This is a genomic window from Paludibaculum fermentans (genome assembly GCF_051172195.1).
Taxonomy (GTDB): Bacteria; Acidobacteriota; Terriglobia; order Bryobacterales; family Bryobacteraceae; genus Paludibaculum; species Paludibaculum fermentans_A.
In genome coordinates this window covers 2,995,546-3,021,911 of sequence record NZ_JBPJAQ010000001.1, presented here as the reverse complement: position 1 = coordinate 3,021,911, position 26,366 = coordinate 2,995,546, and the positions used below count along the sequence as shown (strand labels likewise).

21 protein-coding genes are annotated in these 26,366 nt (G+C 63.4%); 8 read left to right on the top strand and 13 right to left on the bottom strand.

What is annotated here, in order from left to right; translation table 11 throughout:
• The first annotated feature begins 9 nt into the window (after positions 1–9).
• Positions 10–789, top strand: a complete 780-nt coding sequence (locus ACR9Y2_RS12365; RefSeq protein WP_435041608.1) for an NIPSNAP family protein — start codon at positions 10–12, stop codon at positions 787–789.
• On the opposite strand, the gene ACR9Y2_RS12360 is transcribed toward ACR9Y2_RS12365, so the two are convergent.
• The 5 genes from ACR9Y2_RS12360 to ACR9Y2_RS12340 all read right to left on the bottom strand — a co-directional run bounded on the left by ACR9Y2_RS12360 (position 786) and on the right by ACR9Y2_RS12340 (position 5,971).
• Positions 786–2,078: an RNA polymerase sigma factor gene (locus ACR9Y2_RS12360; protein ID WP_435041607.1), complete on the bottom strand. Its 1,293-nt coding sequence runs from the start codon at positions 2,076–2,078 to the stop codon at positions 786–788. The genes ACR9Y2_RS12365 and ACR9Y2_RS12360 overlap by 4 nt on opposite strands.
• Positions 2,075–2,410, bottom strand: coding sequence for a YciI family protein (locus tag ACR9Y2_RS12355; protein WP_435041606.1), 336 nt, complete (start codon positions 2,408–2,410; stop codon positions 2,075–2,077). Before ACR9Y2_RS12355 ends, ACR9Y2_RS12360 begins: the two co-directional genes overlap by 4 nt.
• Positions 2,411–2,532: 122 nt before the next feature.
• Positions 2,533–3,387 carry a tetratricopeptide repeat protein gene (locus ACR9Y2_RS12350; protein ID WP_435041604.1) on the bottom strand — a complete coding sequence of 285 codons (855 nt, stop codon included), beginning with the start codon at positions 3,385–3,387 and terminating at the stop codon, positions 2,533–2,535.
• A gap of 31 nt (positions 3,388–3,418) precedes the next feature.
• Positions 3,419–4,312, bottom strand: a complete 894-nt coding sequence (locus tag ACR9Y2_RS12345; protein ID WP_435041602.1) for a dienelactone hydrolase family protein — start codon at positions 4,310–4,312, stop codon at positions 3,419–3,421.
• 39 nt (positions 4,313–4,351) lie between these two features.
• The gene (locus ACR9Y2_RS12340) at positions 4,352–5,971 is read right to left on the bottom strand and encodes a sigma 54-interacting transcriptional regulator (RefSeq protein WP_435041601.1); all 1,620 of its coding nucleotides are present in this window, start codon (positions 5,969–5,971) and stop codon (positions 4,352–4,354) included.
• A 91-nt stretch (positions 5,972–6,062) separates the two neighbouring features.
• Between ACR9Y2_RS12340 and ACR9Y2_RS12335 the strand changes: the two genes are divergently transcribed.
• Together ACR9Y2_RS12335 and ACR9Y2_RS12330 are read left to right on the top strand one after the other, a co-directional pair.
• Positions 6,063–6,599, top strand: a complete 537-nt coding sequence (locus ACR9Y2_RS12335) for a carboxymuconolactone decarboxylase family protein (protein ID WP_435041599.1) — start codon at positions 6,063–6,065, stop codon at positions 6,597–6,599.
• Positions 6,600–6,601: 2 nt separating this feature from the next.
• The gene (locus ACR9Y2_RS12330; protein WP_435041597.1) at positions 6,602–6,994 is read left to right on the top strand and encodes a nuclear transport factor 2 family protein; all 393 of its coding nucleotides are present in this window, start codon (positions 6,602–6,604) and stop codon (positions 6,992–6,994) included.
• On the opposite strand, the gene ACR9Y2_RS12325 is transcribed toward ACR9Y2_RS12330, so the two are convergent.
• Positions 6,991–7,824 carry a fumarylacetoacetate hydrolase family protein gene (locus tag ACR9Y2_RS12325; protein WP_435041595.1) on the bottom strand — a complete coding sequence of 278 codons (834 nt, stop codon included), beginning with the start codon at positions 7,822–7,824 and terminating at the stop codon, positions 6,991–6,993. The two genes, ACR9Y2_RS12330 and ACR9Y2_RS12325, sit on opposite strands and share 4 nt — an antisense overlap.
• Before the next feature lie 17 nt (positions 7,825–7,841).
• Complete coding sequence (locus tag ACR9Y2_RS12320) at positions 7,842–8,864, bottom strand: Gfo/Idh/MocA family protein (RefSeq protein ID WP_435041593.1); 1,023 nt, start codon at positions 8,862–8,864, stop codon at positions 7,842–7,844.
• Positions 8,865–8,922: 58 nt separating this feature from the next.
• On the opposite strand from ACR9Y2_RS12320, the gene ACR9Y2_RS12315 reads away from it, so the two are divergent.
• The gene (locus tag ACR9Y2_RS12315; protein ID WP_435041592.1) at positions 8,923–10,230 is read left to right on the top strand and encodes an ATP-dependent 6-phosphofructokinase; all 1,308 of its coding nucleotides are present in this window, start codon (positions 8,923–8,925) and stop codon (positions 10,228–10,230) included.
• Between the two features lie 54 nt (positions 10,231–10,284).
• On the opposite strand, the gene ACR9Y2_RS12310 is transcribed toward ACR9Y2_RS12315, so the two are convergent.
• On the bottom strand, positions 10,285–11,130 hold the full coding sequence (locus ACR9Y2_RS12310; RefSeq protein WP_435041591.1) for a FecR domain-containing protein: 846 nt from the start codon (positions 11,128–11,130) through the stop codon (positions 10,285–10,287).
• Between the two features lie 250 nt (positions 11,131–11,380).
• On the opposite strand from ACR9Y2_RS12310, the gene ACR9Y2_RS12305 reads away from it, so the two are divergent.
• From ACR9Y2_RS12305 to ACR9Y2_RS12290, 4 genes are all read left to right on the top strand, one after another.
• Positions 11,381–14,704 (top strand): glycosyltransferase, encoded by a 3,324-nt coding sequence (locus ACR9Y2_RS12305; RefSeq protein WP_435041590.1) that lies wholly within the window; start codon positions 11,381–11,383, stop codon positions 14,702–14,704.
• 105 nt (positions 14,705–14,809) lie between these two features.
• Entirely contained in the window at positions 14,810–15,961 is a 1,152-nt protein-coding gene (locus tag ACR9Y2_RS12300; RefSeq protein ID WP_435041589.1) for a glycoside hydrolase family 172 protein, read from the top strand.
• 163 nt (positions 15,962–16,124) lie between these two features.
• On the top strand, positions 16,125–16,712 hold the full coding sequence (locus tag ACR9Y2_RS12295) for an SAM-dependent methyltransferase (RefSeq protein ID WP_435041588.1): 588 nt from the start codon (positions 16,125–16,127) through the stop codon (positions 16,710–16,712).
• A 53-nt stretch (positions 16,713–16,765) separates the two neighbouring features.
• Complete coding sequence (locus ACR9Y2_RS12290; RefSeq protein WP_435041587.1) at positions 16,766–17,449, top strand: hypothetical protein; 684 nt, start codon at positions 16,766–16,768, stop codon at positions 17,447–17,449.
• A 1-nt stretch (position 17,450) separates the two neighbouring features.
• On the opposite strand, the gene ACR9Y2_RS12285 is transcribed toward ACR9Y2_RS12290, so the two are convergent.
• From ACR9Y2_RS12285 to ACR9Y2_RS12265, 5 genes are all read right to left on the bottom strand, one after another.
• Entirely contained in the window at positions 17,451–18,809 is a 1,359-nt protein-coding gene (locus ACR9Y2_RS12285; protein WP_435041586.1) for a DUF1552 domain-containing protein, read from the bottom strand.
• Complete coding sequence (locus ACR9Y2_RS12280; protein WP_435041584.1) at positions 18,806–22,327, bottom strand: DUF1592 domain-containing protein; 3,522 nt, start codon at positions 22,325–22,327, stop codon at positions 18,806–18,808. The genes ACR9Y2_RS12285 and ACR9Y2_RS12280 overlap by 4 nt, the downstream gene beginning before the upstream one ends.
• A gap of 163 nt (positions 22,328–22,490) precedes the next feature.
• Positions 22,491–23,951 carry an IMP dehydrogenase gene (guaB, locus tag ACR9Y2_RS12275; RefSeq protein ID WP_435041583.1) on the bottom strand — a complete coding sequence of 487 codons (1,461 nt, stop codon included), beginning with the start codon at positions 23,949–23,951 and terminating at the stop codon, positions 22,491–22,493.
• A gap of 35 nt (positions 23,952–23,986) precedes the next feature.
• On the bottom strand, positions 23,987–25,660 hold the full coding sequence (locus ACR9Y2_RS12270; RefSeq protein ID WP_435041582.1) for a CocE/NonD family hydrolase: 1,674 nt from the start codon (positions 25,658–25,660) through the stop codon (positions 23,987–23,989).
• Positions 25,661–25,666: 6 nt separating this feature from the next.
• A complete protein-coding gene (locus ACR9Y2_RS12265; protein WP_435041581.1) occupies positions 25,667–26,332 on the bottom strand; it encodes a YggS family pyridoxal phosphate-dependent enzyme in 666 nt (221 codons plus the stop codon).
• Positions 26,333–26,366: the final 34 nt, after the last annotated feature.

Here is a 26,366-nt window from a genome sequence, read left to right as displayed (position 1 = left end):
CGCGTCATTATGCAACGCCGCAGTTTCGTGGCCGGCGCCGCCGGCGCATCCTTTATGACATCCGCACAGGCTCAGACGAAATCACCCTCCATTCTCGAGTTGCGTTATTTCCGCCTCCGCAACACGATGGACAACCAGAAGAGCCGGGTCTCCGACTTCCTCAGCAATGCCGTCGTGGCGGCCCTGCAGCGCGCGGGTTCCGGCGCCGTGGGCCTGTTCAGCAGTTCCATCGGCCCGGATACACCCTATATCCTGCTGCTGGTCCAGCACGCGAACATTGCCGCGTTTGAAACCTGCTGGGACAAGATGAACGCCGATGAAGGCGTGCTGGCGGCAGCCCGTCCTTTGAACACGCATCCGGCGCTGCCGTTCGAGCGCATGGACGTCCAGTTGCTGCGCGGCTTCAAGGGATTTCCCGGAGTGGAGTTGCCTTCCGGCGACGCCAAGCGCCCCGGCCGGATCTTCGAGCTGCGCACCTACGAGTCGAACACGCCGGCTTCGCTGGCCAAGAAGATTGGCATGTTCGAGAACGGCGAGATCGAGATCTTCCGCAAGTACGGCCTGCTGCCGGTGTTCTTCGGCGAGACGCTGGTGGGACCCAAGATGCCGAACCTCACCTATATGGTGGCCTTCGACAACCTGGCCGCGCGGGAAGCCAACTGGAAGGCATTCGCGACCAGTCCCGAGTGGGGCAAGCTGCGCGTGACTCCGGGCCTGAGCGATGGGGAGACAGTCTCCAACATTTCCAATGTCCTATTGACGCCGATGGCCGGTTCGCAGATCCGCTAGCCAGTCTCCGCGGCGGCGTCTGCCCAGGCGCCGCCGCACTCCTTCAGTTTTCTCCTCAGGAATCGCCGTTCGGGCTCGCAGCAGCGGCAGGCCAGTGCGGCTTGGAAGCACTCTCCGGCGGCCGCATGTTCGCCCAATCCCAGCAACAAGTGTCCGCGGACGGCCAGGTAGAGGTAGTAACCCTGCATCTTTTCGTTTCCGGATAGCGGCTCGAGCGCGGCCAGACCTTTGCCGGCGCCATGGACCTTGGCGATGGCCACGGCACGATTCAAGGCCACGACCGGCGACGAGTTCAATTCAAAGAGCTGATCGTAGAGGGCGAGGATGACGGGCCAGTCGATGGAATCCCTTTGGGTGGCGCGTGCGTGGGTCGCCGCGATGGCGGCCTGCACGTGGAACTCGGTGATTTCGTCGCCCGCCAAGGACAGGTCGAACTCACGGAAGCCCATGGCGATCAGGTGCTGGTCCCAGCGGCTGCGGTCCTGCTCTTCCAGCAGGATGAGATCTCCGGCTGCGTCGATGCGTGCGGGCAGGCGGGCCGCCTGCAGGGCCATCACCGCCACCAGCGCATGCACGCGCGGGTTGGCAATGGACGACCGCGCCATGAGCCACCCCAGGCGCAACGCTTCCGTGCAGAGATCCTGGCGGATGAGATCCTCGCCTTCGTGGGCGGCATAGCCTTCGTTGAACAGGAAGTAAATCACGTCAGTGGCCGCCACCAGCCGTTCAGCCAGTTCGCGGCCGCTGGGGATCTCGAGAGTCAGGGCCTTGTCGCGGATCTGTTTCTTGGCTCGGACCAGGCGTTGAGCGATGGCCGCTTCGTCGGCCAGGAACGCCCGGGCGATCTCACGGACACTGAAGCCGCCGGCTATTTTGAGGCTCAGCGCGATGCTGGCGTCGCGGCCGATCTCGGGATGGCAGCACATGAAGATCAGGCGCAGTTCGTCATCGCGGAGTTGCTCTTCGAAATCCGGATCGGTCTCATTGAGCTCCACGGGACGATCGAGTTCGGCCGTGAGGGCCTCGGCCTTGCCGCCAGCCATGCGGCGGTGACGAACGGCATCGAGCGCGGCATTGCGGGCCACGCGGAACAGCCAGGCTTCCGGGTTCTCGGGCAGGCCTTTGTAGGGCCAGGACTGAAGAGCCTTGAGCATGGCTTCCTGGACCATCTCTTCGGCGAGATCCAGGTGGGCCGGACCGAGCAGGCGCACGAGGTGCGCCACGATCCGGCCTGCCTGGTGCCGGAACAAATGCTCCAGCAGGACTCTGGTCTGCGGGGCGCCGCTCACATCTCGAAGATCTGGCGGACTTCGATGGTGCCGTGTTCGAGATGGGGGTGATCCATGCTGAGTTGCACCGCCTCTTCGTAGCTGGCGGCCTCGATGGTATAGAAGCCGCCCATCATTTCCTTGGTTTCGCTATAGGGGCCGTCGGTCACACGTGGGCCGTCGGGGGTATGGCGAATAACCTTGCCCGGTTCTTCCGCCAGGCGCTTGCCGCCCCGGTTAATGGGCTTCTTCGCCCAGGCCATATATTTCTCGATGGCCGTCTGCATCTCTTCCGGGCTGAGCTTGGCCCAGCCGGTGGGATCTTCATGAAGCAACAGCATGTACTGCGGCATTTGATTCTCTCCTCGTGTGTCTGAAAGCGCGGCGGCGATTCATCCGGTGGCCGGATGTCCGCCGCGTCCGCAGTAATAACGAAGCAGCTTCCGGGGAATCGACACACCGGCGAAAGAAATCTTCAGCCGAGTTTCCTGCGAGCCAGCGGCACGGCGTAAGCGGCGGGCGGGTTGTGTGCGCGGGCTCCGGAGGCCTTTTTGTAGTACTCCATGGCCTTCTCCTTGTCGCCCAGCTTCTCGTAGGTCTGGGCGATGAGGCACTGGATGAAGGCGTCGTTCTGGTTGGCTTTCTGGAGGTCGGCCAGCGCCTTCGGGTAGTCGCCCAGGTAGAGAGCCACGTAACCCGTGAGGTAAGGGAAGAAGGCTTCCTGCTGGCGCTTCAGGTCGGTCATGCGGTCGAGAGCCGCGCGGGCAGCGACGATCGCCTTCTCCGCATCGGCCTTTTTGTTGCGGCGGGCGGCGACGCGGGCTTCGGCGTGGGCGAGGCGGAACTCCCAGAGCGCCTTGCGATCCGAGGAGATCTCCGGCTCCTTCAGGCCCAATTCGGTGCCGAGCTTGTAGAGCTTGGCCGCGGCATCGATGTCGCCGGAATCGATGCAGACTCGGGCGGCTTCGTTGGCCATTTCACCTTGCTGGTAGAACGCGTTTTTGGGCTCTTCCGATTCGCGCGTCTTCCAGTAAGCCATGACCATCTGCTCGTACTCAGTGGTCTTTTTGCAGTTGCCTTCGAAGGCGTAGGACATGGCCATGGCGCGCTGGGCGTTGGCTTTGGCGCGCGGGTCGGACGCCGAGTCGATCTCTTTCTGGATGAGCTGGCGCGCCTCGGCGTATTTACCCTCGAGATCGAGAGCCGTTGCCTGGCGGAGGCCTTCGGACATGGAACCAGGGCCGGGTCCGCGTGCTCCGGCAGGAGGCTGGGCGGAGACGGTAAAGCTGAGCAGCAACGCTGCGGCAGTCAGGGTCGGGGCGATGCGCATGCCCGCGATTATCGCATAGCCCCCCTGAATTCTAGCCCCTCAAGTGCTGATTGAAGAACTCGAGCGTACGCTGCCAGGCGAGCTTCGCCGCGGCTTCGTCATAGCGGGGTGTAGTGTCGTTGTGGAAGCCGTGGTTTACACCTTCGTAGATGTAAGCTTTGTAGTCCACTTTGTTCGCCTTGAGCGCTTCTTCGTAGGCGGGCCAGCCGGCGTTCACGCGGGTGTCGAGGCCCGCGTATTGCAGCAGGAGGGGCGCCTTGATCTTCGCCACCTCGGCCGCGGGCGGCTGTCCGCCATAGAAAGGCACGGCGGCCGACAGATCCGAGCCCATGCGGACGGCCAACTGGTTCGAGATGCCGCCTCCGAAACAGAAGCCGACGACGCCGATCTTGCCTGTGCAGTCCGGTCGCGCCTTCAACCACTTGGCGGCCGCGACGAAGTCGTCCGCCATCTTAGCCCTGTCGACCTGGGCGAACGCTTTGCCCCCAGCTTCGTCATTGCCGGGATAGCCGCCGACGCTGGTCAACCCGTCGGGGGCGAAGGCGATGAAGTTCGAAGTGCCCAGGCGACGGGCGACGTCTTCGATATAGGGATTCAGGCCGCGGTTTTCGTGCACTACCAGGACACCGGGCAACTTGCCTTTAGCGCCGGCGGGTTTGACGAAGTAGCCCTTGATGCTGCCATTGCCTTGGGGGGACTCCACCGTCGCGTACTCAGTGGTGATGCGTTTATCGTCCTTGGGCACCTGTTGGGCCCAGGCGTAGTTGGGCTTCAGGCTCTCCCAAAGCGCCGTTGCCGTGATGCCGCCCACGGCGTACTTCTTGGCCCCTTCCAGGAATTCCCGGCGTTCGATGTCGCCGTGGACGTAGCGGTCGAACAGGTTCAACAGCTCCTGCGGATAGTCAGATGCTTTCTTACGTTCCATCCCGGTAGTCCCTTTCGTGGAGCAAGAATAACACAGGGTTCAGGAAATGCCAGGGCGGCGGATGCCGAGGGCTTTCATGCGGGAGCTGAGCGTGGCCGGATGCAGTTCGAGAAGTTCGGCGGCGCCTCCAGAGCCGGAGACGCGAAAGTTGGTGCGCTGGAGAGCCGCGGTGAGGTTGGCCTTTTCCATCTCGCGCCAGCGGGACTCCGGAATGACGCCGGCCGGTTCGGAGGCGACCGTTGCGGGTAAGCTGGCGGATCCCTCGGGCAGGTCCAATTCCAGGCGGCCATCCCGGGCGAGGATGACGGCGCGGTCGATCGCGTTCTGCAGTTCCCGGATGTTGCCTGGCCAGTCGTAGCGCAAGGCGCGCTGCAGCTCGCGGTGGTTGAGGCGCGGCTCGGCCACATGGAAGCGAGCGGCGGCCTGCCTGACAAACCGGGCCGCGAGTTCTGGAATGTCTTCGCGGCGATCGCGCAGGGGCGGCATCTCCAGGGGGAACACGGCCAGCCGGTAGTAGAGGTCCAGCCGGAAGCGTCCTTTGGCCACCTCTTCCTTGAGATCGCGATTGGTGGCGGCCACTACGCGGACGTCTACCTGGCGGGTGACGTTTTCGCCGACCCGCTCGAACTCCCCTTCCTGGAGGACGCGCAGCAACTTGGCCTGAAGGTCCATGGGGATCTCACCGGCCTCATCGAGGAAGAGCGTTCCGCCGTCGGCCAACTGGAAGCGGCCCACGCGGTCGCTGACCGCGCTGGTGAAGGCGCCGCGGACGTGGCCGAAGAACTCGCTTTCGAAGAGTTCGTGCGGGATGGAGCCGCAGTTCACTTTGACGAGCGGTTTGCGGGCACGGGCGCTGCGCTGGTGGATGGCGCGGGCGATGAGCTCTTTGCCCGTGCCGCTTTCGCCGAGGATGAGGACTGTCGCTTCCGTCGCCGCGACCATCTCGACCTGGCGCAGGACGCGTTGGAGTGCCGCGCTGTGGCCCAGGATCTCGCCAAACGACCCCACCTCGCAGACCTCTTCGCGGAGGTAGTCACGTTCCAGTCGCAGTTCTCTCTGGAGCTTATCCGCCTCTTCAAATGCACGGGCATTGGCGACGGCGACGGCGGCGGCATCGGCCAGTACGCGCAGCCACTCCCAGCAGGCATCATCGGCAATGACGCGCCGGAACACCGCCAGCACGCCCAGGACTTCGCCGTGGAAGACCATGGGGTGCGCGGCGAAGCTGACGAGCTTCTCGCGACGGATCCAATCGGGCTCGCCTACCCATTGTGAGTCGGCCGCCAGGTCGTCGATGCGCACGCCGCGGCCGGTGGCGGCGATGCCCGCCACTTTCAGCTTCGAATCGAGGGGTACGCGGTGGAACCGGCCGGCGGTGTAGCGCCAGTCGACTCCGGCTTCCAGGGGGCATCCTCCGCTGGCACGCAAGTGGAGCGCCACCTCAGGCGAAGCATCGCAGGAGGGACAGGAGGAGCCCGTCTCCTTCAACCAGATCCGGGCCAGGCCGATGTCGGCCTGTTGAACGATCGCCTGGATGATGGAGCCGAGAACGGCATCGAGGGAGCGCTGTTCGGCGATGGCGAGGATGATCGACGGCAGCAGGCTGATGTCCATAGCAGGAAGATGCTGATATTTCACGATCGACTCATGAATCTTCATAATTCATGAGATTTCATGACGTCTCAGGACTAGCTAAGTCACTTTTTTTGAATGGTATACGTGTTGGCCGCCCAGCTGCTTTTACAGAAGCATGTCACGAATCACTGCAGTAGACACGAATGCGGCCGGCAAGGCCAAAGAGCTTCTCGACGGCGTCAAGGCGCAACTGGGGCGCGTCCCCAACATGATGAAGGTGATGGCACAGTCGCCCGCCGTTCTCAGCGGCGCATTGAGCCTCACCGGCGCGCTGGCGGAAGGTGCGCTGAAACCGGAACTGCGGGAGCAGATCGCCATTGCCGTGTCCCAGGCGAATGGCTGCGAATACTGTCTCTCGGCCCACACCACGCTGGGCAAGTTGCGTGGCCTCCCGCCGGAAGAACTGGCCGCTGCGCGCAAAGGCCAGTCCGCCGACCCCAAGGCCCAGGCCGCCCTCGACTTCGCCCTGGCTGTAGTGGCCGAGCGCGGTAAGGTGACCGATGGGGCCTTCACGGAGATCCGTGAGGCGGGGTATGACGACGGAGAGATCGCCGAGATCGTCGCCAACGTGGCGCTGATGATCTTTACGAATTACTTCAACAACGTGGCCCAGACGAAGCTCGACTGGCCACTGGTCTCGCTGGGGCAATAGTCATGGAATTCACGCAGGAAACGGCGCTGAAGAGGGTTCAGTTTGCCGAGGACGCCTGGAATTCGCGCGATCTGGAGCGGGTGGCGCGCGGGTACTCGGAGGATTCCGAGTGGCGCAACCGTACCACGTTCGTGAAGGGTCGAGCGGAGATTGTGGAGTTCCTGCGGCACAAGTGGGAGAAGGAACTCGACTACAAGCTCAAGAAGACGTTATGGGGTTTCCGCGGAAATCGCATGGCGGTGAGCTTCGAATACGAATGGCACGATGCGGCCGGGCAATGGTACCGGTCGTATGGTGTGGAACTGTGGGAGTTCGACGACGATGGACTGATGCGCCGCCGGCAGGCCAGCATCAACGACGCACCCATTGAAGAGGCGGAACGCAGGGTTTTCTAAACTACGCGGTTGAAGAGGGTCCCGATGCCTGCGATCTCGACCTCGACTGTGTCGCCCGGGCTCATGCGTTGGGTGGAGCCCGGCGTGCCGGTATAGATGAGATCGCCGGGGAGCAGCGTGACGTAGCGGCTGATGAAGCTGACGATGGTGGGGCAGTCAAAGAGCAGGTCGGAGGTGTTCGAGTGCTGGACGACTTTGCCGTTCAGCTTGGTGGAGAGCTCGAGGTTGGCGTAATCGAGGCCGCGCACGATGCCGGGGCCGAGCGGGCCGAACGTGTCGGCGCCTTTCGCGCGCCACCACTGCAGGTCTTTCTGGGCGCCATTTTGCCAGTCGCGCTCGCTGACGTCGTTGCCGCAGGTGACTCCGAAGATGGCGTCCTTGGCGTCGGCGGCGGAGGCATTACGGGTGTGTTTGCCGATGACGATGACGAGTTCGCCCTCGTAGTGGGTGTTCTTCGAATCCTTGGGGATGACGATGTCGGCGCCCGGGTGCTGCAGGCAGGTGATGGGCTTGTAGAAGATCTCGGGATTCGCGGGAGGGGTGCGGTTGCCGATGTGGGACTTGTAGTTCAGGCCCACGGCCAGCACCTTGGAGGGCTGGACGGGATAGAGCAGCTTCTGGGTGCTGAACTTCACAGTCTCCTTTGAGGTTTTGAAGGAACCGAAGAGGTCTCCGGTGATGCGGCGGATGAGGTCTCCTTCGACGATCCCATGGGTTGGTTCATTTCCTCGCAGGTAGCGCACAAACTGCGTGACGCCGGTGGGTGCCGGTGCGGCCGAAGCCAGGACGGGCGCCGCGGCCAGGAGCGTACGACGGGTGATGCGTGCCATGGGCCTGATTGTATCCCTTACATGTGTGAGGCTTCGAGCAGGACCTGCTGCAGGAGGAATTCCTGCTCCAGGGTTACGGAGAGGGGTTTATGTTCGGTGACGCAGCGGGCGAGTTCAGCGAAGTCGCCCTCGTAGCGGCGGAAGGGCGGCAGGTCCACCTTCTGGCGGCCGGCTTTGTAAGGTCCGGCGGGCTTGGCGAGGTCGATCTCCAGAACGGGCTGCTCAATGGGACGCAGCACCGCCGTACCGCTGGTTCCGAAGATTTCGAGGCAGCGGTAGGGGTTTGCCGCGGGCTGGAGGACTGCCGTGGAGATGACGGCGACGGCTCGCGGATACTCGAGCACGGCTACCGCGTTGTCCTTGAGGGTGTCCTTGAAATCGCCGCTGGTCTTCAGCACAGAGCTGATTCTCGCCGGCCGGCCGAGCAGGCGCACGATGGGGTCGAGGAGATGGCAGCCCTGCTCGAACATCTGGCCTCCGGGAAAGAGGTTCCATTCGGGGCGCTGCTCCGCTGTGATCAGGGTGTTCATCATGCCCTTGATGAGGTAGATGTCGCCGAGCCAGCCCTGGCGGGCAGCGTCGAGCATCAGGTTCATGCCGGGGTGGTGCCGCCACATGTAGCCGAGCTGCAGCAGACGCTGTTTGCGGCGCGCGGTCTCGATCACGGTGCGGGTCTCGGCCATGTTGTCGGCGGGCGGCTTCTCGAGGTGGACGTGCTTGCCGGCATTGAGAGCAGCGAAGCCGTCCCTGGCATGGCGCTTGACCTCGGACTCGACGGCGATGACTTCGATAGAGGGGTCGGAGAGGACCTTTTCGCGAGGCAGCAGCGGGAGTCCGGCGGCCTCGTAGCGGGCGCGGTACTTGGGATCATCCTCGACGATGCCGGCCAGGGAGAATGCCGGATTGGCTCGCACGGCGGCGATTTTCCCTTCGGCATGAGAGTGGGCGGCGCCCAGGAAAGCGATGTTGATTTTGCGGGCCGGCGGCTGGGCCAGGGCCGGAGCAGCGGCGAGAAAGGTCCGGCGGGTGAAGGAGGTCATGGCGACGACGATTCTATCGTGGCGGGCCGGTCCGCCAGTGGATAGACTGGCGCATAGCATGACACCTAGAACCGTGGCCGTCGACCGGCTCGGCGATGCCGTACATCTTTCTCCGTTGAAACTGAATGAGGCCGACCCCGCGCACCCGAACGTCTTCGTGCGGGATAGCGAGTTCATTCCGCTGCAGATCACGGTGGACCTGGAGCGGGAGCGTGAAGGGAATCTCCTGTTCGAAAAGGCCGGACCGCGGGAGTCGATTTACTTTGATGCAGGCCAGACGCGCGCGGCGATTGTGACGTGCGGGGGGCTGTGTCCCGGGCTGAATAACGTGATCCGGTCACTGGTGCTGAGCCTGCGCTGCCATTACGGGGTACAGCGGGTGTTGGGCATCCGCTACGGCTATCATGGCCTGAATCCGGCGCATGGCTTCCCCCCGATGGAGCTGGATGTCGACGATGTCAGCGACATTCACGAGATTGGGGGGACGATCATCGGCACGTCGCGCGGTCCGGAGGACCCGGCTGTGATGTTGGACTACCTGCGCAATCTCGGTGTGCAGATGTTGTTCACCATTGGTGGAGACGGCACGCAGCGCGGGGCTCTGAAGCTGCATGCGGAGGCACGGAAACAGGGATATCCGCTGGCGGTAGTCGGCGTGCCCAAGACGGTGGATAACGACATCCAATACGTGACGCGGACGTTCGGGTTTGGTACGGCGGTGGACCGGGCGAGGGCCATGATCGACATTGCGCACACAGAGGCGCGGGCGGTGTTGAATGGGGTGGGGCTGGTGCGGCTGATGGGCCGGGATTCGGGCTTCATTGCGGCTGGGGCGACGCTGGCCAGCGGCGAGGTGAACTACTGCCTGATTCCGGAGCAGGAGTTTGCGCTGGAAGGGGAGCGAGGGCTGCTGGCGGTGCTGGAGAAGCGACTGGTGCGGAAGCGGCATGCGGTGATCGTGGTGGCGGAAGGCGCGGGCCAGAACATCCTGGCCCAGGACGAGCAGGAAGTCGACGCATCGGGGAATCTGAAGTTCGGGGACATCGGGGTCTTTCTCAAAGACCGGATCACGGCCCATTTCAAGGCGCTGGGGCAGACGATCAACGTGCGCTATATCGATCCGAGCTACGCGATCAGGGGCTTGGCGGCAAATACGGATGATGCGGTGCTGTGCGACATGCTGGCGCGGAATGCGGCCCATGCGGCGATGGCCGGACGGTCGGGGCTCATCATCGGGTATGTGCACAACCGGATGGTGCATGTGCCGATGGAGATGGCGACGAATGGCCGGAAGAAGGTGGGCTTGGAAGGGGCTCTGTGGAAAGGGGTCCTGGCCGTGACGGGTCAACCCGCGAGCTGGCTGTAGAGACGAAGAGAGGGAGCCCCGTCGGCTCCCCCTGTTTCGTACTCGGCATGGTGTTTAGCGCCTGTGCCCGCGGCCACCGCGAACGATGACAGTGGGACGGTAGAAGCCGTAGCCGCCCCAGTAGGGACCCCACAGCGGATCGCCCCAATACGATCCCCAGTAGGGGTAGCCACCCCAGCCCACGCCGAGGTGGACGCGGCCGGGATACCAGGGGCTACCAGCCCAGCGGCCGCCGCGCCGGTCGTCCAGCATCCTGTCGCGCCGCTGAGCCCATTCGTCGAAGGTGTCCTTATCGGGCGCCGAGACGACCTCCTGGCGGGCTCCGTGTTCGTACTCACGGATGACGAAGCTCTTGCCCTTCTTCACATGCAGGTTTTGTGCGGGCGTCAGCACTTCCGCTTCGCCGTTGCGCACGATGATCTTGCTCTCCTTCGGACCCATCACCTCAATGCGGTAAGTGCCGTCTTTCTGGGGCACCACATTGGCGTTGGGGGTGCGGAGGTCCACGTCGGCCTCGCCGTACTTCATCATTGTGTACGAAACGGAGCCGTGCACGATGTTGATCTGGAAGGCCCGTTCGCCAAGCTGCTTCAACAGGATTTCGCTGCTGGAATCGAGGCGAATGTAGTTCGAATCGTCCAACTTGAGCTCCGCCCGGGAGGCGGGCCCGGTGGAGATGGAATCGCCGCTGACCAGGGGCATGCCGGATTCAGCGGACATCGTATCGCGGCCGTGGCGGCGGCTGGCATCGCCGGCCACCATGCTGACGCGAGCGACACCGACGCCGCTGTTATCGGAGGTAGTACGCCTGCCCGGTTGGGCAGAAAGGGATACGGGCATAGCCAGCAAGGCTACCGCGGCAACACCCAGCCACGTTGGTTTCATCATTGGGGCACGCATTGGTTGCTCTCCTAAACACTCTCTGCCCCCTGCTGGTGCAATTCGGCGGCCAAACAGTAAGGAGCTTGAAATCAAAGAAGTTGCGAACGGGCAGGCCTGACGCCTGGTGGCTGATTTCCAGCAGGTGGCCCACATGCACCACCTCCGATGTTCTTTCACGGTGAGGCGTGGCAGGATGAGGTGGCGGCCGCAATTTGGCCTATCCGCAGGGGGTCCCGGTCCGGACCGCCCAGGTTTCAGGTTGGCCTGGATGCAACGCAGAATCGTCTTTCACGACCCCACCGGACGGCGCCGGGCGCGATTCCACCGCACCGTGGGTGCGGCCGCCGTCGTCGTCGCCATGCTGGTGGTCCTGCTGGGCCTGGCTGCCTTTTCCAGCCCGCAGCTACCGGTGCTCGGCCTGCCCGTGGTGCAGCACATCACCAGTTTCGGCGAAGTGCCGAGCATCATCCGCGGGGAGCGGGCGGAGAAGAACATCCCATTCAAGATGCGCAGGGCGGCCAGGGATCTGAAGTATGTCCGCAGCGCCTCGCCGGTCGCCAAGCCGGTCCGCGCCGCCAGGGTCACTGAGGACAAGCCGATCGTGGTCGGCTATTACGTGAACTGGGATCGCGCCAGCCTGGTCTCGCTGCGCCTGAATGCGCGGCATCTCACGCACCTGGCGCCGGAGTGGCTGGTGCTCAAGAACGCGCGAGGCGATATTGAGGACGAATCCGATCCCACCGTCATCGAGATCGCGCGGCAGGCCGACCTGCCGGTGCTGGCGATGCTCACCAACTTCCGGGATGGCTGGCGCGCGGATGACCTGCACAAGCTGCTCAACAGCAAGGCGGCGCGCGAGAACCTGGTGGATAACATCTACAGCAATGTCGTGGAGCATAAGCTGGCCGGGGTGATGATCGACCTCGAGATGGCTAAGCGGGCGGACCGCGACAAGCTCGTCGACTTCGTCGCCCAGGTGAGCGAGAAGCTCAAGCGGGCTGGCCTGATGGTCACCCAGGCGGTACCGACGGACGATGAAGCCTATGATCTGCGCCGCCTGGCCAACCTGTGCGACTTCATCGTGCCGATGGTGTATGACGAGCATTACCAGAGCGGGACGCCGGGACCGGTGGCTTCGCAGGAGTGGTTCGAGAAGCAGCTCGACCGCCTGTTGAAGGAGGCTCCGGCGAACAAGGTGGTCATTGGGGTTGGGAACTACGGGTATGACTGGGTGATCGGCGGTCGGGGCGCCGCCGAGGTGGCCTTTAACGACGTGATGGCGGCGGCCGTCTCGAACAAGACGAGTGTCGAGTGGGATGACGACACGGACAACCCGGTGTTGCGCTACACGCGCGGCGGCACACAGCATGAGGTTTGGTTCCTGGATGCCATCACAGCCCTCAACCACGCGGTGGAAGTGGCTGACAGGGGCTTCCGGGGCGTGGGGGTGTGGCGTTTGGGCGGTGAGGATCCGGGCCTATGGCACGTGCTCTCGCATGCCAACTGGCCTACGCACGGGTTCGACACGTCGGGGCTGGCGACGCTGGGCGTCCAGCAAAGTGTGAACCAGTATGGCCAGGGCGAGATCATCCGCATCGCCGAGACCCCGCATGAGGGGCGGCGCCGGGTGTGGAAGGACCAGGACGGCTCGTTTGCCGAACAGTACCTTTCCGCGCCGACCTACTACGTGATGGAGAGCTATGGCAAAGCCAAAGCAAAGCGGCTGTGCATCACGTTCGATGATGGCCCGGACAGCCGCTTCACGCCGGCGATGCTGGACATCCTCAAGGAAAGGAAAGTCCATGCCACGTTCTTCGTGGTCGGCGCGAACGCGGAGGCTGAGCCGTCGCTGCTGCGCCGTATGTACGCTGAGGGCCATGAGATCGGCAACCACAGCTACTCGCATCCCAACATCGCCCTGACCTCGCCGGAGCGCACGAGGCTGGAACTCGATGCGACGCAGAGGATCATCGAACATGCCGTGGGGCGTTCCACGATACTGTTCCGGCCGCCCTTCAACGCGGATAGCGAACCGCAGACTCCGCAGGAGATCGAGCCCGTGCGGCGCGCGCAGGAGATGGGCTACCTGACCGTAGGCGAGCGGATCGATCCGCGCGACTGGCAGCCGGGGATCACATCCGACGCCATCCTGCAGGAGGTGCTGGAAGAGAAGGACAACGGCAGCGTGATCCTGCTTCACGATGCGGGGGGAGACCGGTCAGCGACGCTGCTGGCGCTGCCACGTGTCATCGACACCTTTCGAGCCCAGGGCTATCAGTTCGTGACCATTGGCGAATTGCTGGGCAAGTCGCGTGGCGAGATTATGCCGAAGCCAGCGGAGGAGGAGAGCGGCTGGGCCCTGATCGAGGGGCAGGCGCTGGATTTCAAGGGCCTGCTGAGCTACCTGCTGGGTGTGGCGTTTCTCTCGGTGATCTTCCTGACGCTGCTGCGGAGCCTGGCTTACGCTGCCATGGCCGTAGTGGAGAAACGCAAGACGCGCGGGCGCGTTTTCGAGACGAACTGGCAGCCACCGGTCAGTGTGCTGGTTGCGGCCTATAACGAGGAGAAGGTCATCCGGCGGACTGTGGAATCCGTGCTGGCCAACGGCTATCCCAACCTCCAGGTGCTGGTGGTGGACGACGGCTCCCGCGATGAAACTCTAAAGGTGCTGCAGGATGCGTTTGGAGCAGACCCCCGGGTGACGCTGCTGAGCCAGGAGAACGCCGGCAAGTCCGCCGCCCTGAACCGGGCCATTGCCGCGGCCCGCCACGACATTCTGGTGGCCGTCGATGCGGATACGATCTTCGGCGAGAACACGATTGCGCTGCTCGTGCGGCACTTTGCGTCGGACAAAGTGGGCGCAGTTTCCGGGAATGCCAAGGTGGGGAATCGCCACAACTGGCTGACGCGGTTCCAGTCGATGGAGTACATCTACGGCTTCAACCTCGACCGCCGCGCGCTCGACCTCGTCAATGCCATCCCGGTGGTGCCGGGCGCCGTGGGCGCGTGGCGCAAATCGCTGATCCAGCAGGCTGGAGGATTCAGTCACGATACTTCGGCCGAGGATACAGACCTGACGCTGGCGATTCGCAAACTGGGGTACGAGATCCGTTATGAGGAAAGCGCCGTGGCCTACACCGAGGCTCCGGAGGACATCCGCAGCCTGGCCAAGCAACGCTTCCGCTGGTCGTTTGGAACCATGCAGGCTGCCTGGAAACATCGGGACGCGCTGTTCAACTACGCCCATGGGTCCCTGGGGTTTGTCGCACTGCCCAGCATCTGGATCTTCCAGGTGCTGTTGGGGGCCATCTCGCCGCTGGCCGACCTGGCCATGATTGCCACTCTCTTCGCCGGCAATTGGCATGTGATCCTGCTGTATTACTTCGCGTTCCTGGGCGTGGAACTGCTCACCGGATTCCTGGCCTACTACCTGGAGGGCGAGAGCCCGCGCGACCTGGTGCTGTTGTTCCCGCAACGCCTGTTTTACCGGCAGTTGATGAACTATGTGATCGGCAAATCGGTGCTGTACGCCATCCAGGGGCGGCTGGTCGGCTGGGGCAAGCTGGACCGCAAAGCCACAGTGGGCACATAGCCGGTTCTTCGCGCCGCCCAGTTGTGACATCCTGTCTTCGAATAGGATCCGTGCCTCCGCATGGGACGGAGCCGCACTTCATCTCGACACAAGGACAAACAGCCCATGAAACAGGCATCCACGATTGCAGTGATCGGCGCACTCTGCTGGCTGGCGCAGCCGGCTGCCGCCCAGGACGGCGCGTTTACAGGACTCACTTCGAGCCTGGAGAATCTCTATCGGGTCGCCAGCGCGAAGACGTTCTCCATCAGCCCCGAGAACCTCACGGGGGAGAAGGGTAAGGGCGCTATGGCGGCGCAGGGGTCGGCCTCACGCGCGGCCTCGGAGCTGGGGCAGGGCTGGAAGGTCAACCCGTTTATTGTGATCGCCCCGGGGCAGACGTTCACGCTGGGCGAGATCACAGGGTCTGGTGCGGTCCAGCACATCTGGATGACGCCCACGGGCAACTGGCGCTACTCCATCCTGCGCATGTACTGGGACGACGAGGCGGCGCCTTCGGTGGAAGTGCCTGTGGGCGATTTCTTCGCCATGGGTTGGGGCAAATACGCACCCCTCACGTCGCAGGCGATCTGCGTGAATCCGGGCAGCGCCTTCAACTCCTACTGGCCGATGCCCTTCCGCAAGAAGGCCAAGTTCACGCTGGAGAACATCGACGAGAAGCCGATGACGATCTACTACCAGATCGACTACACGCAGGCGCCCGTGCCGGCCGATGCCGCCTACTTCCATGCCCAGTTCCGGCGTACGAATCCGCTTCCCTATAAGGAGGTCTACACGATTCTCGACAACGTGAAAGGCCGCGGGCACTATGTGGGCACGTACATGGCGTGGGGTGTGAACAATAACGGCTGGTGGGGTGAGGGCGAGATCAAGTTCTACATGGATGGCGACAAGGCCTTCCCGACGATCAGCGGCACGGGCACGGAGGACTACTTCTGCGGCTCATACAACTTCGAGAACCAGGAGACGCACCAGTACCAGCCGTTCACGACGCCGTACACGGGTCTGGCGCAGGTGATCAAGCCCGACGGGCTATATCAGTCGCAGCAACGCTTCGGGCTCTACCGCTGGCACATCACGGATCCGGTGCGCTTTGAGAACGATCTGCGCGTCACCATCCAGGCGCTGGGCTGGAAGGAGAACGGCCGCTACCTGCCGTTGAAGGACGATATCGCCTCCGTCGGCTACTGGTATCAGATGGAGCCGCACAACCCGTTCCCGAAGCTGCCCGCCAAGGATGATCTCGCGGTCCGCTAACGCATGTCATAGCCGGGTGGTCTGCCGCCGGACGGCCACCCGGTATCCGGTGCCAGGAACCGGGCCGTGGCGGGTGGCGTCAAACATGGTGGAGAGACCCTAAGACCCTGTTTTTCGGATTCGAATGTGAAGATGGGGCCGACCGGTCTGGCCGAAGCCGTCCATGCCCATCGCCCATCATCGCGACAGCTCGTCCGCCCGCCTGCTTCTGGCAGCCTCCCTGCTGACCGGCCTCTCCTGCAAAAGCCGCCCTTCCCTGGAGTTTGGCGCCGGTTTGGATGTTCCCTATGTCCAGACGACTCCAGGCGTGGTCACTGCTATGCTGCGCCTGGCTCAGGTCCGCCCGGGAGACGTCGTAATGGACCTTGGCTGCGGGGACGGCCGCATCGCGATCGCTGCTGCGCGCGAGTTCGGCGCCGAGGGAATTGGCTATGACATCGACCCGCAGCGCATCGCCGAGGCACGCCGGAATGCCATTCGCGCAGGGGTCACCAGCCGCACGCATTTCTTCCAGCAGAGCTTCTTCCAGGCCGATATTTCGCGAGCCAGCGTGATCACAGTGTTCCTGATGCCCAATCTGCTGGAGCAGTTCCGCCCGCATTTTCTGCACGAGCTCGCTGCGGGCACCCGCATCGTGTCGCACAGTTTCCCCTTTCGCGACTGGCCGCCCCAGCGCAAACTCATCGTGGAAGGCCGCACGCTCTACCTCTTCATCGTGCCTCCGGCTGACACGGCAAAGCCGCCCGCTTAGAAAACTGACCAGGCCTGATCGATTTCGCCGGGCCGGCACGCTTTAGTGTGTGGATGTCACGAATACTACTCACCGGCTTGGGCGGATTGGTTTGGGCGGCCGCTTTCTGGAGCATATTCGTCTTTTGGTCGGCCTCCATCCTGGTAAGGACGTCCAGCGGCCCGCGCGAAGAAACGGAGGGGGTGACCGGGGCGGTCGTGACCGGTCCGGTGGCGGCCATGATCGGGCTGGCCGGCGGCGGCTATATCGTTTGGCAAACACTGGCGGACGCGGCGCAGGCGGGCTCTGTGGCCTTGGCGGTGGTGGGCGGACTGATCGCACTAGCCATCGGCGTCACTTACGCGCTGTTGCCCACCAGCGCGCCGCGCGAGGACTTCGGCCCGGGCGTCCGGCCGGATTTCGAGATTGAAGTCCGCTTCCCTGCAGCCGAGATCGAGATCCTGGGCCAGGACGCGCGCATCGCCTACCAGTTGCGAAGCGGCGACGGAACGGTGGAGGCGGAGTGGAAGCGCGACCGGATCCGCCGCGAGGATGGATATGCCATCGTCCCCGCGTCGTTCAAAGTACAGGAGTTCCTGCGTACCAAGCTCTTCGCACTGCTGATGAACGAGCGGCAGCGGGTGACGGCCACAATCGATGTCGAGTCCCAGGCGAATCCGCAACCCACCTGGAGCGAGTGGCAGGACTTGAACACAGGCCTCCAGTTGCGTCACCGCATCGTGATGCCGGGCCGCTGAGCTAGACGTCGTGTGACCAGAGATCAGGCAGCCGCTTGTCGGAATCGCCGAACCGGTCGAGTTTCACACCCATGCGGTCCATCAGCGACAGATAGAGGCTGCAGGCGCGGCGGTTGTCGTCGCCGGCTTCGAGGAAGTCGAGAATCCGGCCCGTCTTCAGCGCCCCGCCCGCCTGTCCTGCCAGCAGGAACGGCATCTGGTCGGCACCGTGGGTGTCGCCATCGAAGAGGTTCGACCCGCTGAGCAGGATGGAATTGTGCAGCAGCGACTGTCCGCCCTCGTCGATCGACTTCAGGCGGTTCACCAGGTAGGCGAACTGGGCCAGGTGGAACTGGTTGGTCTTCAGGTACATCGCCTCGGCGGCCGGAGCCTTGCCGTTGTGGGTGAGGTCCAGGTGCAGCGCGCCCTGTACGCCCTTCAGGAACTTGAAGTTCATCTGCGACAGGTCGTTGTTCAGCATGCAGGTGGCGATGCGCGTCTTGTCCATCTGGAACGAGAGGACAATCAGGTCGAGCATCAGCTTCATGTGGTCCGGCACATCCTGCGGTAGCTGATCGGCCGGCCGCGGCATGTTCGGCTCTTTGAGGGTCGGGCGCCAACCTTCCAGGCGTTCGTCCTTGGCGGCACGGTCGATGCGCTTTTCGATGTCGCGGATGGATTCCAGATACTCGCCCAGCTTCTGTTTGTCGCTGCCGCTGATGCGCGGCTGCAGGTCGTGTGAATCCTTCAGAACGGCGTCGAGGATGCTGCGGTCCAGGCGTCGGCCGCGCGGGTCGCCCACCAGGGCATCGAAGACTCGTGCGGGATAGATCTCTTTGGTGGCGGGCTTGGAGGGCGAGGTCCACGACAGCGACGATCCGTAGATCATCGACAGGCCGTCTTCCAACCGCAGTTCATTCGGCTCGATGCCCAGCACCAGGCTCGGCAGCGTGGTTTGATGGCCGATTTGCTGGGCCAGCACCTGGTCCATTGAGGTGCCGACGCGGATGACGGCGGGGTCCAGGCTCACCGTGGCGCCGGAGAGCATGTTGGGCATGCGGCCCAGGTGCGGACTGGTCGACTTGAAGGCCTGCTGGTTGAAGAGGCCGCGCACGAAGACGATGTCTTCCTTCAGGGGTTTCAACGACTCCAGCACGGGGCCAAGCTCCATGGACGCGCCGCTACCTTTGGCCCACCAGTGGATGGGCTCGACGCCATTGGAGTAATACAGGCAGGCGAAGCGCAAAGGTGGCCCGGAGGCGGTCTGCGCACCCTTCAACTGCAGCGATTCCAGCCACGGCAGGGACAGCGCGACACCGGCCCCACGCAGAAAATTGCGCCGCGACGGCCTGCGTCCGGCTTTGGTGATTGTGCCTCTCATTGCGCACCTGCTTTCGCGGTCAGGATGTCGTTGCGGGATCCGCGGGGCAGTGTCCCGGCGGAAGCTGAGTTGGTGGCAGCGGGCCGCACCGGGGCGGGCTCAGGTCCGCGTCGGTATCGGAACTGTTTGCTGGCCACCACCTCGTTCACGAGTTGGGAGAACGTGGCATTGGGCCCTTCATGGCTCAGCCGATCTACCAGCAACTGGTCGGAGGCCAGGATGGTGCGGCCCAGCGCGTAGCCCAGGAGTTTGCGGGCCATGGTCCGGTTCACCAGCTCCTGCTGGGTGTCGAGATACTTCAGCAGGCCATCGACACCGGAGATCTGGGTGCCGTCGCCCGTCGAAGTGGAGTCTTCCACGGGCTTGCCGTCGTTGTACTTGGTCCGCACGCGGCCCACGGCATCGTAACGCTCAAAGGGGAAGCCCAGCGGATCGATGCGGGTGTGGCAGCCGGCACAGGATGCATTGCGCTGGTGCGCCTTCAGCTTCTCGCGCAGGGTCAGGCCGCCGAAGGCCTTCTCGTCAGCGGGAATCGAACCGGCATCGGCCGGGGGCGGCGGCGTGGGCGTGCCCAGGATGCGCCGCAGAACCCAGTCACCGCGCTTCACGGGACTGGTCCGCAACGGCGCGGAGGTCACGGTCAGCATCGTACCCAGGCGCAACGCTCCGCCGCGTTGGAACGCCGTGGCGCCCTCCACCATCACCATGTCGTCCTTCGACTTGATCTCTTTCTGGATTCCGTAGTGTTTGGCCAGCGGCTGGTTGAGGAAGGTGTAGTCGGCGTGCAGGATGTCGCGTACCGGACGGTCTTTGCGGATGATGTGTTCGAAGAACGAAATCGACTCGTCGTACATGGCCGATTTCACTTCGTCGCTGAATTCGGGGAAGCGGGTCGTGTCCACTCCGCGGTGCTGGTCAAAGCGGTAGAAGCCCAGCCACTGGCCGAAGAACTCGGTCGCCATGCGCCGCGCCTTCTCGTCGGCCAGCATGCGCTTCACCTGCTTGTTCAGCAGTGCGGGGTTTACCAGTTCACCCGCGCCGGCAGCCCGCCGGAGCTCTTCGTCGGGCATCGACGACCAGAGGAAATAGCTCAGGCGGCTGGCCATTTCCCAATTGCTCAGCGGCCGCAAGCCCGCCTGCTGGGGCGCGTGTTCGACACGATAGAGGAAGGCAGGCGAGACCAGGATGCGCGTGATGAGCGCCCGGATCGCCTTCTGGTGATCGAGTTCGTCCACCTGGCGCAGCCGCGTGTAGAAGGCGCGCAACTCCAGCTTCTCGGCTTCCGTCAACGGCCGGCGCCAGGCGCGGCTGGCGAAGCGCAGGCAGTCGTTCAAGTGTCCGGCCTGCCCGGCGGTTTCCGCGGCCATCACCGTGCCGTAGTGTGCAAACACGTGGCGCAGGTACTTCCGCAGCGGGTCCGGCATCGCCTCGACGTCTGCCTTGGACATTTTGGCCATGGTCCGACCCTTGAGGTCGTATTTGAACTTGGCCGCGAGCAGCTGCATGTAGGAGTCGTGGTAGTCGAACGAGGCGTAGAGGTCCGTCCAGGCCTGGTCGAGCCGGGTGCGGGTCGCGGCATCCAGGACGTGATTCACCAGGAAGTCGTCATCGCGGATGTACTTCACCTTGATTACGAAGTCGTCGTGCTCCGGGACGTTGTAGGTGTTGTCGAAGGGCTCCGGAATGGGGTCTTTGTCAGCGGGCGTAGCCTCAGCATTTGAATTCGGCGGCAGCAGACGGGCAAACTCGAGCACGCCGGCTTTCCACGCCTGATAGCCCTTGCTCTTCTGATCTCCCACCAGGCCCCAGACCGGCACGCCGCGCGTACTGCCGTCGGCCCGATCGGAGAAGGTCACACGCAGAACCTGGTCGTGATTGCCGCCGATCTCGGCGTCCACCTGCAATTCAAAGACGGAGATTCCGTCCGGCACCTTGACGTCGAAGAACGTCGAACCCAGGCTCGCAAAATCGGCCGGCCCCACCTCGGTGCCGTCGATCGTCCGGCCGAAGCCGAGCTTCGCGGCGGACTCGTCCGTGATCACGCCCTGCAGGGGCAGGCGCGGCAGCTTGTCCGCTCCGATGAACTTCGGATTCGCCAATTGGAGGTCTGTGACACCGGACGCGGGCGCCTTCTGTGATCCGCTGGCCGTCTGGCTGGAGGTCGACTCGCTGGTGGGCGTTGGCGGCGTGGCAGGCGGCAGCGCCATTCTGGCCGACCGGAATTGGATGGTCGGATTCCGCCAGACGATGCTTGGCTTCTCGTCCCCCTTCGGGTTGACGAGAGCCACATTGAGATAGATGCGGACGATGCCGCCCGTGACCGGAGGCGGCGCGGTGGGTCCGCCGCGCCGGCCCAGCCGGACAAACTTGAACTTCTGCCGCACCTCGGCCTTCAACGATTCGTCGTTGAACATCAGCGGGCGTTCGTCGCCGGCTCCGCCCGCGGCCAGGTCGCCGCGCGCGAACAGCCAACTGGGCCAGGTGGTGAGGTACTTCTGGATTTCTTCGCAGCTCTTGCGCGTGGCGGTGAGATCAGCGGGTTTGCCTGCAACCGGCGCCGGCAGCTTGCGCCAACGGCCTGCCACATCCGAGGAGGGGTGCATCAGCGCAGGGGCATTCATCACTGTCCAGATGTGCTCAGCAAAGCGCGGGGTAATGCCTTCGCGTTCCGCCAGGGTTTTGAGGGTCGCCGCCGGCTGGCCCAGTGCCGCGCGGTGCTGATAGCTCCACGCCACGAACAAGGCCTTGCCGTAACGCTCCAGTCCGAAGGGCTGCCCGCCCTCGCCGGAGACCGTACGGAAGCCTGTGGCCTGGTAGATTTTCTGGATGCGGTGGATGGCCGACATCTCAAACCCCGTCTTCCCGGGGTCCTGGTAGAAGCTGATGGGGCCAGCCCCGAGGACGGCGCGGGCGGCCACAACTTTGGCCACTTCCAGATAGCGTTCGATGTTCGCGTCCTGGGTGAACTGGACATCGGCGAAGTTGGTGAAGCCTTCGCCGCCCACCTCGTCATTCACGAGGTCCTTTTGCACATCGAGTTCCAGCCCCGTGAGGTCCTGAATCGTATAACCGTATTCGCCGGAGGTCAGCCGCCGGACGGTGACGCGGCCCGGATCTCCGTCGTGCTTTTTGGCGTAGTCTTTCAGGCTGGAACGAACCCAGTTGATGACTTCCGTGCGCTGCGCGTCGTCGGGCTGGGGCATGCGCGCCGGCGGCATGCGCTTCTGCTCGAGAACTGCGGCCACCTTCTCCCACTTCTCAAAGCTGGCGCCGATGTCAGGCTGGGCGGTCATCTCCTGTAAATTGATGCCGGCCATGTGATTGGCCTGGCCGTGGCAGAGAAAGCAGTTCTTCTTGAGGATGGCGGCGGTGGGATTGGATTGTGTTTCCGCGGCTTGTAAGGGTGCGTACACACCAAGCGCGGCCATGATGGACCAACCGGCTATGTGGCGGGCGCCGCTCAATCCAGGGAGCAAACGGATCCGCAGAGGTCGACCGACGTCATCGGGGACAGCCATCCCAGCCTCCTGCTTTTGGATTGAGTTTAACAGAGGTTGGGCGTCAAGTTTAGACTGAATCGATCCAACTGTGATGTCAGCGGGGCAAATAAAAGGGGAGCGAGTCGCCCGCCCAACCGGGCCGGCACCGCTCCCCTTGATTCGGCGAATTCGGGCTCGAAGGCTACTCCAGGCGGTAGTTCGGAGCTTCCTTTGTGATGATTACGTCGTGGACGTGGCTTTCCTTGAGACCGGCGATGGAGACACGCAGGAAATCGGCCCGCTCCTGCAATTCCGGAATCGTGCGGCAGCCGCAGTACCCCATGCCGGCGCGCAGGCCGCCCACCAATTGAAACACCAGGTCGGCCAGCGGACCCTTTGCGGGAACGCGGCCTTCGATGCCCTCGGGCACCAGCTTGCCGCCGCCTTCCTGGGCATAACGGTCGGAACTGCCCTGGGTTTGGGACATGGCGCCAATGGAACCCATGCCGCGGTACGCCTTGAACGTGCGGCCCTGATAGAGAATCATCTCGCCTGGACTCTCGTCCGTGCCGGCCAGCAGGCTGCCGATCATGACGGAATCCGCACCCGCGGCGATGGCCTTGGTGACGTCGCCGGAATACTTCACGCCGCCATCCGCAATCATGGGGACGCCGGTGCCGCGGCAGGCCCGCGCGCATTCCGCAATGGCGGTGATCTGCGGTACGCCGGCGCCGCTGACGACGCGCGTCGTACAAATCGAACCCGGCCCGATGCCGACCTTAACGCCATCCAAGCCGAGGGCAATCAGGTCGCGCGCGCCGTCGTAGGTGGCTACGTTACCGGCCACGACATCCACGTTCGGCAGGCTGCGCTTGATGGCGACAACGGCCTGCATCACCCGCTCGGAGTGGCCGTGGGCGGTGTCGATCACCAGCACGTCCACCTTCTTGCTGACCAATTCCTGCGCCCGCTCGAGGAAATCGCCGGTCGCCCCGATGGCGGCACCCACACGCAGGCGGCCTTTCTCGTCCTTTGTCGCGTTGGGGTACTTGCGCTTCTTCTGGATGTCTTTGACGGTGATCAGGCCCTTGAGGGCGAAGTTCTCGTCCACCACCAGCAGTTTTTCGACGCGGTGCTTGTGCAGCTCTTCCTGCGCCTGTTCCAGTGTGGTGCCGACGGAGACCGTGAATAGCGGCTCGTGCGTCATCACCTCGCGGATGGGCAGGTCGTAACGGTTTTCGAACCGCAGGTCGCGGTTGGTGAGAATGCCCACCAGCTTCTGATCTTTCACCACGGGCACGCCCGAGATGCGGAAGCGCTTCATGATGTCCAGCGCTTCGTATATCTTCTGGTCAGGATCCACGGTCACGGGATCGACGATCATCCCGCTTTCCGACCGTTTCACGCGGTCCACTTCTTCCGCCTGCTTATCGATCGACATGTTCTTGTGAACAATGCCGATGCCGCCCTGGCGCGCGAGTTCGATGGCGAGGTGACTCTCTGTCACCGTATCCATGGCTGAACTCACGATGGGAATGTTCAGGGCAATGTTTCTGGTGAATTGCGTTTTCGTGTCGGCTTCCGCGGGGACCAGTCCGCTTCTTGCCGGTTTCAACAGTACGTCGTCAAACGTGAGGCCTTCAGTGAGAGACTCAGGCAGCATGATTTCTTCTTATGGTAACAGCCCAACCCGTGCTGTCACTGTATGACGGGCAGCAGAACGTGCGAATCCCACTCCTGGCCATGACGAATTTCCTGCCTGGCGGTACGCATCGCCTTCCCGTCGGCTAGCGGTCCGCCGGTATTCAGATTGCGATCGTATTTCGGGAAGTTGCTGGAGGAGATGTCGACCCGGATGCGATGGCCGGCTTTGAAGAGATTGCTGGTGACACCGGCGTCGATCTCGATGCGCTCCACAGCTCCAGGAACGTATTTCACAGCTTTCTCAATCCCTTGGCGGTAGCGCAGGCGCAGAATGCCGTCACACAGGATGGTCGCCCGCCCATCCGGCCCCACATCCACTAGTTTCGCTGTGAAATCAGTATCTTCCGCGCTGCTCACCACGTGCAGGATGACCTTGATCGGCCCTGAGACTTCCATCGCTTTCTTCAGCGGGTCGCTGGTGTAGACCAGCACATCATGGCGGCCCTCCACACGGCTCTGGTCGAACGGACCCCACGGGAAGACTCTGTTATTACAGCAGAGCGCGCCGCCGACGGTGGGCACGGCTACCCTGGGGTCGTAGGTGTAGAAGTCGGACGCCCCCTTCTTTTGCAGCTTGAGCACCAACTTGCCGTCCCCATTGAGTGAATTGGCGCCATTCTTACTCGTTAAGTAGAATGCCGTCAGCATGTTGGGCTTGGGGGGCCAGGTGTCGCTCTCTCTCCACTCATTCGCACCCATCAGGAAGTAACGCACGGCGGACGCGGGCGCTTGCGTGGTCTGTTTCACATAGGCGTCGAACCACTCGATCTCCATGCGCCGCAGCGGTTGATTGGCGATGTCGCCGAATTGCGCTCCGGGCATCACGGGGCTCAGGTTGTGGCCCCAGGGCCCGACGATGATCCGCGCCGGACGGCCGAGCGCGCGCAACCCGCTCCACATTTCGAGGTCGCTTTGCGCGTAGTTGTCATACCAGCCTGCTTCGATGAAGGCCGGGATGTGGAGTTGCTCGATATGCTCCAAGGTGCTGAGTTTGCGCCAGTAGTCGTCGTAACTGGGATGATTCAAAACGGTTTGGAAGAATTCCAGGATGCGCCCGCTGACGAACCGGTCGGCCCGGCGCAGCGGCAGGTAGGTCACCATCCGCTGGAAATCGACCACCGGTGTTTCCGGCGGCTTGTAGTTCTCGGCGATCCAGCGCAGCCGGTGTCCGAGTTTAAAGGCCCCGCCCCGCGAGTAGTACCGATCGGTGTACTCGTCACCGCCGGCCATCGCCGGGGTGATCGCCTTCAAGGCTGGATTCCCGCTGAGCGCGGTGCGCCACTGGGAGAGGCCAACATACGACCCGCCAAACATGCCGACCCGGCCGTCGCTCCAGGACTGGCGGGCTGCCCAGGAGATCGTGTCGTCGCCGTCATTCATTTCCTGGTTGTACTGGTTAAACTCGCCGTCGCTGTCGTAGCGGCCCCGGACATCCTGGGTGATGACGGCGTAGCCACGCTTCAAAAACGCCTGCAGGCCAGGAGTGAGTTCGGAGACTTTGCGATAGGGCGTGCGTTGGATCACCACCGGGAAGCGGCCCGTCGGAGCCGGGCGGAAGACGTTGGTACACAAGCGGATCCCGTCACGCATCGGAATCTTGACGTGCAGAGTCAGTAGCGGCTCAGCAGAGCAACCGGCCAACCACAGCAACGGCAGGATCCAGCGCATGGGGATCTAGACCTTCTTGCGCTTACCGAACAAGGCTGTGCCCACGCGCACCATGGTGGAGCCTTCCTGGATCGCCACTTCCAGATCGTGCGACATACCCATCGAGAGTCCGGGCAGGCCATGCTGCTGTGCCAGTTCGCGCAGGCGGCGGAAATAGGGCCGGGAAAGTTCCACGTTTTCAGACCACGGCGGCATGGTCATGAGCCCGCTGAGGGTGAGGTGCGGCAAGTCGCGGATAGCGGCAACCAACGCCGGAAGATCCTCGGGGGCACAGCCGTGTTTGGAGTCCTCCTCTGAAAGCTTCACCTCGATCATGACTTCGAGCGGCTTCTCCATCTCAGAGAGGCGGCGCGCCAGTTTGGCCGAATCCACCGTCTGGATTACCTGGAAAAGCTCACCGGCCTTCCGGCTTTTGTTCGACTGTAGATGCCCGATCAGGTGGAAGCGGGTGCCGGGCAGGGGCCCGAGTTGCGGAGCCTTGCCTTCGAACTCCTGGACGTAGTTCTCACCGAACTCGCGCATGCCGGCTGCGTAGGCATCCAGAAGCACCTGGGCGGGAAAGACTTTCGTCACAGCCAGAAGGGTAACCGTCTCGCGCGCACGTCCGGCTGCCTGGCACGCGGCGGCGATCCGCCCTTCGACTTCCGTCAACCGATCGGCCAGCGTCTCCAATCCTGCTCCTTTGCAATCCCGTCGATGGCTATAC